Source organism: Paraburkholderia sp. BCC1876 (genome assembly GCF_902833695.1).
GTDB lineage: Bacteria > Pseudomonadota > Gammaproteobacteria > Burkholderiales > Burkholderiaceae > Paraburkholderia.
Map to the genome: position 1 here is coordinate 998,384 of NZ_CADFGI010000001.1, position 11,823 is coordinate 1,010,206.

At 61.7% G+C, this 11,823-nt stretch carries 12 protein-coding genes; 5 read left to right on the plus strand and 7 right to left on the minus strand.

Annotated features, from left to right (window positions below):
- Position 1: 1 nt before the first annotated feature.
- The 7 genes from HWY05_RS04310 to HWY05_RS04340 form a co-directional block, all read right to left on the minus strand.
- Positions 2-478, minus strand: coding sequence for a RidA family protein (locus tag HWY05_RS04310; protein WP_176057498.1), 477 nt, complete (start codon positions 476-478; stop codon positions 2-4).
- Positions 479-571: 93 nt separating this feature from the next.
- Entirely contained in the window at positions 572-1,492 is a 921-nt protein-coding gene (gcvA, locus tag HWY05_RS04315) for a transcriptional regulator GcvA (protein WP_176057499.1), read from the minus strand.
- 26 nt (positions 1,493-1,518) lie between these two features.
- Positions 1,519-2,376 (minus strand): helix-turn-helix transcriptional regulator, encoded by an 858-nt coding sequence (locus tag HWY05_RS04320; RefSeq protein WP_035558739.1) that lies wholly within the window; start codon positions 2,374-2,376, stop codon positions 1,519-1,521.
- 123 nt (positions 2,377-2,499) lie between these two features.
- On the minus strand, positions 2,500-3,180 hold the full coding sequence (locus HWY05_RS04325; protein ID WP_176057500.1) for an OmpA family protein: 681 nt from the start codon (positions 3,178-3,180) through the stop codon (positions 2,500-2,502).
- Positions 3,181-3,274: 94 nt separating this feature from the next.
- Positions 3,275-4,039 (minus strand): flagellar motor protein, encoded by a 765-nt coding sequence (locus tag HWY05_RS04330; protein ID WP_176057501.1) that lies wholly within the window; start codon positions 4,037-4,039, stop codon positions 3,275-3,277.
- Positions 4,040-4,135: 96 nt separating this feature from the next.
- Positions 4,136-5,374, minus strand: coding sequence for a cyclic nucleotide-binding domain-containing protein (locus HWY05_RS04335; RefSeq protein WP_176057502.1), 1,239 nt, complete (start codon positions 5,372-5,374; stop codon positions 4,136-4,138).
- Between the two features lie 194 nt (positions 5,375-5,568).
- Positions 5,569-6,462, minus strand: coding sequence for a LysR substrate-binding domain-containing protein (locus HWY05_RS04340; protein ID WP_176057503.1), 894 nt, complete (start codon positions 6,460-6,462; stop codon positions 5,569-5,571).
- A gap of 98 nt (positions 6,463-6,560) precedes the next feature.
- Here HWY05_RS04340 and HWY05_RS04345 point away from each other — a divergent pair, with 98 nt between their 5' ends.
- From HWY05_RS04345 to HWY05_RS04365, 5 genes are all read left to right on the plus strand, one after another.
- Positions 6,561-7,466 (plus strand): DMT family transporter, encoded by a 906-nt coding sequence (locus tag HWY05_RS04345; protein WP_176057504.1) that lies wholly within the window; start codon positions 6,561-6,563, stop codon positions 7,464-7,466.
- 367 nt (positions 7,467-7,833) lie between these two features.
- Entirely contained in the window at positions 7,834-9,990 is a 2,157-nt protein-coding gene (locus HWY05_RS04350; protein ID WP_176057792.1) for a TonB-dependent receptor, read from the plus strand.
- A gap of 27 nt (positions 9,991-10,017) precedes the next feature.
- A complete protein-coding gene (locus tag HWY05_RS04355) occupies positions 10,018-10,665 on the plus strand; it encodes a MotA/TolQ/ExbB proton channel family protein (protein ID WP_176057505.1) in 648 nt (215 codons plus the stop codon).
- A complete protein-coding gene (locus tag HWY05_RS04360; RefSeq protein WP_176057506.1) occupies positions 10,662-11,060 on the plus strand; it encodes a biopolymer transporter ExbD in 399 nt (132 codons plus the stop codon). The genes HWY05_RS04355 and HWY05_RS04360 overlap by 4 nt, the downstream gene beginning before the upstream one ends.
- A 4-nt stretch (positions 11,061-11,064) precedes the next feature.
- Positions 11,065-11,775: an energy transducer TonB gene (locus HWY05_RS04365; protein ID WP_176057507.1), complete on the plus strand. Its 711-nt coding sequence runs from the start codon at positions 11,065-11,067 to the stop codon at positions 11,773-11,775.
- Positions 11,776-11,823 lie beyond the last annotated feature (48 nt).

Consider the following 11,823-nt stretch of genomic DNA (forward strand, 5'->3'; position numbering starts at 1 on the left):
GTTATTCCAATGAGGTCAGTGCGATCACCGCTTCGACTTCGACCGCCACGCCCGCGGGCAGCGAGGCGACGCCGACGGCGCTGCGCGCGTGCCGGCCGGCATCGCCGAAGACCTGAACCATCAGGTCCGATGCGCCATTGGCAATCACGCTGTGGCGCGCGAAATCGGGTGTGCTGGCAACGAATACGCGCAGCCGCACGACGCGGGCCACGCGGTCGAGGCGGTCATCGGTGGCGGCGGCGATCTGCGACAGCACGCTCAACGCGGACGCATGCGCGGCTTCGATACCTTGGTCGTCCGACACGGTATCGCCGAGACGGCCGAGATAGGCCGGTTGCCCTGACTTGCGCGAGATCTGACCGGACACATGCAGAAGATGACCTTCCTGCACGTACGGCGCGTAATTGGCGGCGGCGGGCGCGGCGGGTTCGAGCGTGAGACCGAGGCTTGCAACACGTGCTGAGATCGAAGAGGTCATGTCGAATTGTCCAGGCAAGATGGGGAAGTCCAATCCTATTAGCCCGGCCCACCCCGTGACCAATCAATTTTTCCCCGCAACGGATGAGCGAAACTAATGCGTCGACTGTAAAGCGTCTTCGTTCGCCGCCTCGGCGAGCCAGTCGCGGAATGCGGTTGCCGCCGCGCCAAGGTTGCCCTTGGGCGTGACGAACCACCAGCCGATGCGAGTGTCGTCGAGTCGCGCATCGGGTAATGCCTCGACCAGCGCACCGCTCGCCAGTTGCCGCGCGATCAGGCGGTGACGGCCCATCGCGATGCCTTGTCCAGCGAGCGCCGCTTCCACGACGATGTTGTAGTCGTGCAGATGCACCTGCTGCGATTGCGTCAGATCGAGGCCGAAGCGACGGCTCCAGGCGTCCCATTCGAACGACTGCCGCGAATACGACGTGAGCAGCGGAAAGCGCAACAGGTCTTGCGGTTCGCGCGGACGCTTCCTGCCGGCGACCAGCGACGGCGCACACACCAGCGACAAACGCTCCGTCATCAACCGTTGTGCGTGCACACCGCGCCAACCGCCGAGGCCATAACGGATCGCGACATCCACTTCGCCGCCCGGCACGTCGGCGAGTGCGATCTCGGGCCGCAGTTGCAGATCGATCCGCGGACAGGCGGCCGCGAAAGCCTGCAAGCGCGGCGCCAGCCAGCGCGTCGCGAACGAAGCCAGAATGCCGACGCTCAGGCTCGTCCGCTCGACGGACGGCGCGCGAACCTCCTGCGTGCCGAGCCGCAACAACTCGAATGCGTCATGAACGCGCGCGTAATAAGCGACGCCCGCCGACGTCAGTGCGACGGCGCGCGTGCGACGTTCGAACAGCGCTACGCCGAGATCGGCTTCGAGCTTCTGGATCTGATGACTGACGGCACTCTGCGTGACGAACAGTTCCTGCGCGGCGTGGCTGAAACTCAGCAGCCTGGCGGCGGCTTCGAATGCGCGTAGGGACAGTAACGGCGGGAGTGGACGAGGCAGACGCATCGGGTTCGAATGAAGAGGTTGCGCGCTCACGCGAGTTGGGTGTGTCGCGACACGAGCGCTTTGACCGCGTCGACGTCGGCCGGCGACACCGGCGTGAAGACGACCATGCTCAGGCCATCCGCGCCGGCCACGGGAAACGCGGAGTATTCGAGCGTGAGCAACCCGGCCACCGAATGCCGCATGTGCTTCGTGCCGCCCCAGTGGTTGAGCACGTCGTTCTCGGCCCAGAGCCGCCGGAAGTCTTCGCTGCTGTCCTGGAGTTCGGCGGCCAGCGCCGACGCTTCGGCAGAACCGCCCACCCGCGCGATATCGAAGCGGAACACGGCGACCGCCACGCGTGCGCTCTCTTCCCAATGCGGCTGGCAGGTGCGCATGGTCGGATCGCTGAACAGACGACGCAGCACGTTGCGCTCGCGAACCGGCAGCGCGGCGTAGTCGCCCAGCACCGCGACGGCGGCCGCGTTCCAGGCCACGACGTCCCACGTCGTCGTTTTAACGATCGCGGCGCTGGTGGGCATGCCGTCCAGCACGCGTTGCAAAGCCGGCGTCACACTTGAGGTCTCTACCGGGCTGAGCGGCGGCGGGCGTTGCTGCGCGAGCAGAAACAACATCTCGCGGCCGGCGGCGTCGAGTTCGAGCGCACGGGCGAGCCGCTCCAGCACTTCGTTCGACGGCGGACCGCCGCGCCCCTGTTCGAGCCACGTGTACCACGCGACGCTGACGTTGGCGCGGGTGGCCACTTCTTCTCGTCTAAGGCCGGGTGTGCGGCGGCGGATTTGCGCTTCCGGCCCGGGTTGCAGGCGCGAGCGGCGATCGCGCAGAAAGCTGCCTAGCGAGGTGCTGCACGCGGACGCGACCGGATCCGGCAAGGTATTGACTGGCATGACGTAGAGGGCTCCCGGAACGACGCGCAGCGCGCATCGCTGGCGATACTTTAGCGCGGAATGGGAGGCTGGGTGGAACGGGTGGAACGTTCAACAGTCGTTCAATACGCGCTCACTACGCTTTCAATACTCGACGAGAATCGTCACTCGCCGGTTCGCGGCGCGAGCCGCGGCGTCGTCGCCGATGATCAACGGGAAGTTGTCGGCTCGGCCAATCGCCGCCATTCTGTGCGCCTCGATTCCTTTGTCGGCGAAAAAACGAACCACCGCCCCCGCTCTCGCCGACGACAACTCCCAGTTCGATTCGAATTTCGCTGTGGCGATCGGCACGCTGTCCGTGTGTCCTTCGACGAGAATATTGTTCTTTGAACGGTCGCGCAGTACGCCGGCAATCTGGCTCAGCACGTCGAACGATTCGGGTAATAACCGCGCGTCGCCGGCGTTAAAAAGGATCTTCGCGTTGATCGCGATTTCGACGCCTTGCGTCGCGTTCGAAATCGTAATCTGGCTGTTGCTCTTGAGCGGTTCCAGCAAAGAGAGCAGTTGTTTCCTAGCGGTATCGGGCGTGCCGCCTGCGTTCGATACCACCAGCGTCTTCTCCGCGCGATGTTCGAGCGCCTTGATTTCCAGTTCCCGGTTCTTTGCCAGCTCCAACGCGTACAGCGCGAGGAACAACACCATCAGCGAGGTAACGAGGTCCGCGTAGGAAATCAGCCAGCGTCCGGATTGCTCGTCGCCTTCGTCCGCGTCCTGATAGCCGGTTTTATCCGCCTTGAGGCGTCTGTTTCCCGAGGAGATAGTCATACCCGCAACGCCTGCTTCGAATTCACATTTGATTGAACAGCCGCACACTACCGAGCTTTGAGTGCCGCTGCCGAATATCTATGCGTACAGCCCGCTAGCCCAGCAGTTCAGCCGATCTCGCCCGCACGTCTCCCGCCAGACGCGTTTCGATCGTATGCGGCGACTCCTTGCGCGAGATCGCGAGCAAACCGTCGAGATACAAACGACGGAAGCGCAACTCGCTATCCACCTGCGCCCGGATCTTGCCGTACAGCGGCAGAAACAGCAGATTCGCGAACGCGAGGCCATAGAGCGTCGCCACGAACGCGGTGGCAATACCTTGCCCCAGTTGCGCAGGTTCGAGCATATGACCCGTGACCTGAATCAGGCCGAGCACCGCGCCGAGAATGCCGAACGTCGGCGCATAGCCGCCCGCCTGTTGCCAGATTCGCGCGGCTGCCACGTGATTGCGCTCGTACGCATCCAGCTCCCGTTGCAACGCATCTTCGAGCACGGCCGTGGCCACGCCGTTCGCCAGCAGTTCGAGCCCGCGCTGCGCAAACGGATTGATGCCGCCGGCCTCGATCGACTCGAACGCCAGCATGCCGTTCAGCTTCGCCTGATCGCCCCATTCGAGCAGAACCGACAGGCTCTTGCGGTCGACCTGTCGCGCTCTCACGAAGGCCAGCCGCAGTTGCTTGACGCCATCGAAGAATCGCGCCCACGTGTTCTGGATCATCACCGCGCCGAGCGTGCCGCCCAGCACGATGACGAACGCCTCCGGCTGAAACAGCGCCGTAAAGTGCCCACCCTCCAGCGAGAAACCGGCGACGATCGCCGTTACGCCGAACACGGCGCCCAATAGCGTCAAAAGATCCATACGTCCTCTCGAATGGCCGCCCGAGCCTTCGAACCTGCAATGAAAACAGCCTGCCTGGTGACGCACATCAGCACGCAATCCAGCACGCCAATCGCGTCACGCACTCAGATTGGAAAGCGGCATCGCATTGCCAGCCGGTGCTTTAAGCGTGCGTATCGTGTCGATGAAGCGCTGCTCGATCTCGGCAATTTCGAGCGGATCGATCTTGATTTCACGCCGCATGACCCACGACACTTCTTTCTTTCTCGCCTCGGTCATTACCGACATCAACCGCTCGGCCGCCGGTTGCCCCGTCGCCGCGGAAAGCAGTTTCGCCAGATCGTAGGTATCGAACGCGCTGACGGCTTCGAATAGCGTGCGCTGGTCGACGAACTCCAGATCGTCGAGCGAATTCACATCGCTGGCGCCCCGCACCGTGCGACGCGAAAAATACGTAATGCCCTTTTCTTCGACGTAATTCAACACGCGGGTCTTGCGAAACGCGAACAGGTCTTCCGCGATTTCCGCGTGAGACAGCTTGTTGAGAATGACCTTCTTCTCGACGCCGATCAACGCTTCCAGATCGTCGAGTTCAATCAACTCCAGTTCGCTGCTGATCGACAGATCGAGATCGTGGTCCGCGACCTGCTGCGCGCGTTCCGTGATTCGCACCGGATCGAACGTGACGAGCTGGCGGCCCACCGCGCCTTCCGACGAATAACGCGCGGACGTGTTGCTCAGGCGTTCGGAGCGGCCCGGTTCGAGCGTAACCAGATTGAGTTTCTCCATGCGCTTGAGCATGGCCATGACGTGGGGACGGGAATGGCCGGCAATCGCGTGGCACTTCTTGATCACTTCGGGAAGCGGCACCGAGAATTCCTCGCCTTGCGCGCGGCGCAGGCGGGCATCCCGATCGGCGCTTTCGACACCGGCCATCAACGCGAGAACATGCGCATACGAGACCACGCCCGGCAGAAAATCGGCGTGCGTATTGGTGGCGAGCACGTCGTCCTTCTTCTTCACGCGACGAATCATGGTTCGCACGATATGACGCAGCAGCGGCGACACGCGTTCGAGCTCTTCTTCCACGACGTTCGCCGCGATCACGGTGAGTTGAAGGAAGCTGAGTGCTTTCGCGGTATGCGCTCGCGGTTCCGCCGGCAACAAAGCCGCTTCGCCGAAAAATTCGCCCTTACCTAGCGTGGCGAGAATCACCTTCTTTTCATCGCACTGGGTGGAGATTTCGACTTTGCCATCTGCAATAACGTAGATGACAGCGTCGCCCGCGAAGCCTTCCGAATAGATGACCTCGCCCGGAGCCGCTGTGCGCGACCATGGCGATCGTTGGTGATTCAAGATTCATTCCCCCGTAGAGCTGATTCCTCGTGCAAGCCACGCGCTGCCGGATGCGCGGGTGCCCGATGGTCCTGACTTATTTCACGGGATAACGACATGCATAACGCATTCTTTAATATTTGGGTTGGTCGGCGGAAACATCGCAAACGTTTGGCAGCCTTGCTGCACAAGGGTTTGCGGGAAGTCGAAGGTGCTCAGCGCAGCACGGCAGGCGCTTCATCGATAAGCCATTCCTTGAGCTTCAGCGCCGACGGTTGCAACGCGTTCGAAACGGGATGGACCAGGTAATAGCTCGTTGAAAGCGGTAACACCTGTTTGAAAGGTTCGATCAACGCGCCGCTTGCGCGCTCGCTGTCGGTCAGCATCGCACTGGTGAGGACGAGCCCTTGCCCGCGAACGGCAGCGTCGATTGCGATCAGCGATTGATCGAACTGAATCCCGGGAATGGACGCGATCTGTTCAGCGGACAAACGCGAGAACTTACCAAGCCACGGCGACCAGTGCGGATGCAGCGTGTTATGCAACAGCGTCGCTTTCTTCACATCGTCAGGATGCCGTAGCTTCAGACGCTTCACGTAATCCGGCGCGCAATACACGTGCGCTTCGTCCGTGCACAACTTTTCTACCGTGAGTGACGGATCCTCGCCATTGAAATAGCGGATCGCCAGGTCCACGCCGTCGAGCTCGAAATCCACAAACGCGGTCGACGTGGTCAGATCCAGCGCCACATCCGGATAGCGCTTCAGAAAGCTCGCCATGCGCGGCGCGAACCACTTGGCAGCGAAACTCGGCGGCACGGACAATTTCACACCCCGGCTCTGACGCTGCCGCATGCGCCGGCTTGCCTGCGCAATCTGTCCAAGCGCGGGGTGAATCTGCGCGTAGTACGCGAGTGCTTCGGCCGTCGGTGTGACCTGGCGGATCTGCCGGACGAACAGCGAGACGCCCAGCCACGCCTCCAGCTTCTGGATCTGTTGCCCGACCGCGCCCGGGGTCACGTTCAACTCCTCCGCTGCAAGAGTAAAACTACCGAGTCGGATCGCCGACTCCATCACAATCAGCGATTTCAACGGTGGGTGTACGCTCATGAAATAGTTTTCCTACATCATCAATCAGATAATATCGGTTGTACCGGAAGCACGCGCTGATCACAATGGGCCCTCGATAAAATCCGTTGTGGACCGCCATGAACCCGTCCTATCTCGCCTTCGCCCTGCTCGGCGCCATCTGGGGAACCAACTTTCTCTTCATGCGATGGGCCAGCGTGACGCTGTCGCCGTCCCAGATCGTGTTGCTACGCGTCCTGTTCGGATTCGTGCCGATCCTGCTGGTTGCGCTGGGAACGCGTGCATTGCGTTGGCGTCATCTGCGCTACGCGCATCACTTCCTGGTCATGTCGCTGCTGGCCACCGTGCTCTACTACTTCGCGTTCGCAAAGGGCGCGTCGCTACTGCTCTCCAGCGTCGCGGGCATGTTGAGCGGGTCGATACCGTTGTTCTCGTTTCTCTGTGCGCTAGTCCTGTTACGCGATGAGCGGCCGACGCCACGCATGATGATGGGCATTGCGGTCGGATTCGTCGGCGTGCTGCTGATCGCGCGGCCATGGGCCGGCGCCGCTGCGGGCGTGAGTCTTCCCGGCGTGCTGTACATGATCGGCGGATCGCTGAGCGTGGGATGTTCGTTCGCTTACGCGCGGCGCTTTCTGACGCAACTCGATATCTCACCGCTTGCGCTGTCGACGTGGCAAATCGGCTTTGCGGTCGTCATCATCAGTCTCTTCACGGACTTGCACGGCATTACGCGTATCGCGACCGATACTCGCGCGTTCATCGGTTTGACGGTGGGGCTGGGACTGGTGGGTACCGGCGTCGCTTACATGCTCTACTACTTTATCGTCCGCCGACTCGGTGCGATTGCCGCTGCGAGCGTGACCTACATTCCACCCGTTGTCGCGTTGCTGCTCGGCGTGGTGTTGGCGGGTGAGCCGGTACGAAGCGCGGATCTGATCGCGATGACGTGCATTCTCGCCGGCGTCTATCTGTTGCAAACGGGGCGGCAGGTTTCGCAGGCTCGGGCGCTTCGCTCGACTTAATGCTGTTGCACGTTTTGCTGTCGCACGTTTTGCCATCGCATCGACACTGACCATCTGACCGAAGCACCATGATCCGCGCGCAACGCGCGGATCATTCGCCTGAATCACCTTGAATCACCCCGCCGCACACGCTCGGCGCGCCTCCCTCCCGTTCCCCTCTGTGCTCTCCCCGCCGAAACAACACCGCTCAAGTTTTCGTTGTTAATTTTCTATGCAATGTTATAACATTATTCGCTCCGGACGCCAGCCGGGACGTCGCGTGATCCAGACCAATCACGCCGATCGCGGTCGTCCGCAGAAAACCAGGACGACCGTCGACAAGACGGACAACGCTTCCACCCAGTCGCCAACACCACCCTCCATAACGATGAAAAACCGCACGCGTGTCTCTCATGCAGCTTTGCTGCTGTTCGCTATCGCCGCTCATGCCCATGCCGCAACAGACGAAAGCCCGGCGACCGACGCTGTTACCGATCAGGCGGCCAAGCCTGCCGGCAACCTCGCGAAGAGCGACACGCTCGACGTGCAGGTGAACGCCAGGCGACTCGATCGCGCGCGCAACGGCTTGCTGCCGGAAACCGGCAGCAGCGTGTACCGCTTCAGCCAGGCCGACATCGACGCGCTGCCCGCGGGTCAGGACACGCCGTTGAATCAGGTGCTGCTGCAAGCCCCCGGCGTGGCCAGCGACTCGTACGGGCAGTTGCACGTACGCGGCGACCACGCCAATCTGCAATACCGGATCAACGGCATCATCATTCCCGAGCCGATCAGCGGCTTCGGGCAGGCGCTCGATACGCGCATCATCGACCAGGTCAATCTGCTCACCGGCGCGCTGCCGGCGCAATACGGCTATCGCACCGCGGGCGTGGTGGACATTCGCACGAAGTCGGGCGATGCGGGCGACGGCGGCTCTGTCAGCGTGTTCGGCGGCAGCCATCAAACGCTCAAGACCAGCGCCGATGTGTTCGGCACGCAAGGTCCGTTCAGCTACTACTTCAGCGGCTCGCTCGGCGTCAATAATCTCGGCATCGAGAATCCGACTTCCAGCGCGAACGCCATTCACGACCACACGCGTCAGGGCGATGCGTTCGGCTACATGTCTTACATCATCAACCCGCTCACGCGCGTGAGCCTGATGTTCGGCACCACCAGCAACCAGTTCGAAATTCCCAACACGCCGGGGCTGGCCACCAACTTCACGCTGAACGGCAACAACACGTTCAATTCGAGTCAACTGAACGAAACGCAATCCGAGTTGAACAACTTCGCGGTCGTCGCGTTGCAGGGCACCAACGGCGGCGCGCTGGACTATCAGGTCGCGTTGTTCACCCGCTATACGCGCACCCAGTTCAATCCGGATCCGGTGGGCGATCTGCTGTTCAACGGCGTGGCGTCGCAGGACTTTCACAGCAACTCGGCGAATGGCGCGCAGGTGGACACCACATGGCGGCTGAACGACAAACATACGATCCGCGCCGGCGTGTTCTTCCAGCAGGAACATGCGGTGTTCGACGACAACGTGAACGTGTTCGCCACCGACAGCACCGGCGCCCAGGCCTCCGACCAGCCCTTCAATATCCCGGACTCGAGCAGCAAAACCGGCTACCTGTATAGCGCTTACGTTCAGGACGAGTGGAAGATCACCAGCAAGCTCACGCTCAATTACGGCTTGCGCTACGACAAGATGGACGAGTATGTGAGCGCGAGTCAGTTGAGCCCGCGCATCGGGCTGGTCTACGCATTGACGCCGACCACCACCTTTCACGCCGGCTACGCGCGCTATTTCACGCCGCCCGCTTTCGAACTGGTTTCCGGTTCGACCATCAGCCGCTTCAATGGGACGACCAACCAGAGTCCGTCGAGTCAGAACGATCCGGTGCAGCCCGAACGCAGCCACTATTTCGATCTCGGCGTGACGCAGCGCCTCGGTTCGAACGTAACGATCGGCCTCGACGCGTACTACAAGAAGTCCACCAATCTGCTCGATGAAGGGCAATTCGGTTCCGCGCTCATCTATACGCCATTCAACTATCGGCTTGGACGCGTGTACGGGCTCGAGTTCACGGCGAACTACAAACAGGACAACATGTCCGCGTATCTGAACCTTGCGTACAGCCGCGCGCAGGGCACGCAGATCGATTCCGCGCAATTCAATTTCGACCCGGCCGAACTCGCGTACATCAACAGTCACTGGGTGTATCTGGACCACGATCAGCGCATCACCGCGTCGTTCGGCGGCACCTACGATCTCGGTCGAACCACCTTCACGTTCGACGGCCTCGTCGGCACGGGTCTGCGCAGCGGCTTTGCCAACACCGATCGCCTGCCGGTCTACGCGCAGGTCAATCTCGGCGTGATCCAGCATTTCAACCAGCCGCTAGTTGGCAAATTCGACGCCCGCCTGATGCTGATCAACGCGTTCAACCGCGTCTACGAGTTGCGCGACGGCTCAGGCATCGGCGTCGGCGCGCCGCAGTACGGTCCACATTTCGCCGTCTATGCCGGCATCACCAAGCATTTCTAAATCGGTCAGGGAGCAAAGAGGTCGGTCATGCAAGATTGGACGAATATCTTGGCGGCGGTACGCGTAGGCGGATGGGTCATCTATCCGCTCACGATTCTGGCCGTCCTCGCGGTGGCGATCGTGCTCGATCGCGCCTATGTGTTTTTACGCTTTGGACGTTTGCCCAAGACGATACGCAACGCCGGCGAAATCGGTATGCCCGGCTCGCAAATCGATTGGGAAGACAGCTTGAAGGAGGCCGGCAGGCAGAACGCGTTCAGGCGTATGAACGCGCCGTGGACGCCCGATCCTTCAGCGCCGCTTTGGTTGCGCGAGGCCAGGGCGGAAGCCTTGGCCTCGCAGATCGAGCGCGATATGAGCAAGGGATTCTGGGTGCTCGAAACGATTGTGACCGCGGCGCCGCTGCTGGGTTTGCTCGGCACGATCGTCGGCATGATGCATTCGTTCCAGTTGTTCGGCGGCTCAGGGCTCGTCGATCCGGGCGGCGTGACCGGCGGCGTCGCACAGTCGCTGGTGGCGACCGCGATCGGACTCGTGGTCGCGCTGTTCGCGCTCTTTGCGTTCAACTATTTTTCGCGCCGCCTTGAGCGCTTGATGGACGAACTCGAATCGTTCGCGAATGCGCGACTCAGCGAAGTGCGTCTTGCCGCCACGGCCGCAGGAGCGCAGCCGTGAAATTCAAGCGCTCGCGCGCGGCGAGGCGCGGTCGCATCGAAATCATTCCGATGATCGATGTGATGTTCTTTCTGCTGGCCACGTTCATGCTGGCTTCGCTGGCGATGCAACGGCTCGATGCGGTCAAGATCACGCTGCCCGTTGGGCAAGCGCAGAAGATGAGCGTGCATGAGCCGCTGACTATTTCGGTGGATAGCCACAACGACGTGTTCGTCAATCGTCAGCGTGTATCGGCGGATCAGGTTGAGCCGGCCGTGAAACGTCTGCTGCAAGCCGATGGCGATGTCGTGATCGCCGCCGACGACGCCGCCGGTCACGGCGTGGTCGTTCAGGCGATGCTGGCTGCTCGCCGGGCGGGGGCGGTGCATTTTCTGGTTGCGGTTCATCGTGAGTAGCCGGATGCGTTTGACGGTTTTTGTCGACGATGCACCGACCATCCGGATGGTGTTGGCGGTTGTCGTTGCGGCGCTGGTTTGGCTTGGGGTTCTCGTTGCGGTGGGCCATTGGTTGGGGACGTCGGCGCCGGTGCTGCCGCACGAGCCACCATTGGAAATGCGCGTGGTGGAACTCGAACCTCCGCCTGCTCCTGCACCTCCTCCGCCGCCGAAAGAGCTGGTAAGTCGCGCGCTGCCCGCAGCTAATCAACCGAAACCTGTCGCGCCGCGCCCTAATGCATTGCCGGAACACATCGCGCCGAAGCCTACTGATGCACGTCCAGTGCAAAGCGTCGTGAGCAGCGTGCCAAGTCCGCCGTCGGTAACGAACGAATCGAGGCCAGCAGCCGAATCGGCTACGCATGCCACGCCCGCGCCAGCCAACGAAAAACGGAACGCATCGACGGGCGACACGGCCGCGCACCCCATTGCGCAACCGTTACCCGAATTACCCGACGATCTACGCGAGCAAGCCTATCAAACGGTTGCGACCGCACGCTTCACGATTCACGCCGACGGCTCGATCGACGTCGACCTCATCAAGCCCACGCCGAACCCGCGTCTCAACCAGATCCTGCTTGAAGTGCTGCACCAATGGCGTTTCTCACCGGCAATGCAGACCGGCCATCCAGTCGAAAGCCGACAGGACATTCGCGTGCATTTCAATGTGGATTGAACGCCGCACCAGCACTAGCACCAACGCGAGCGCAAAGTCCTCGATCTG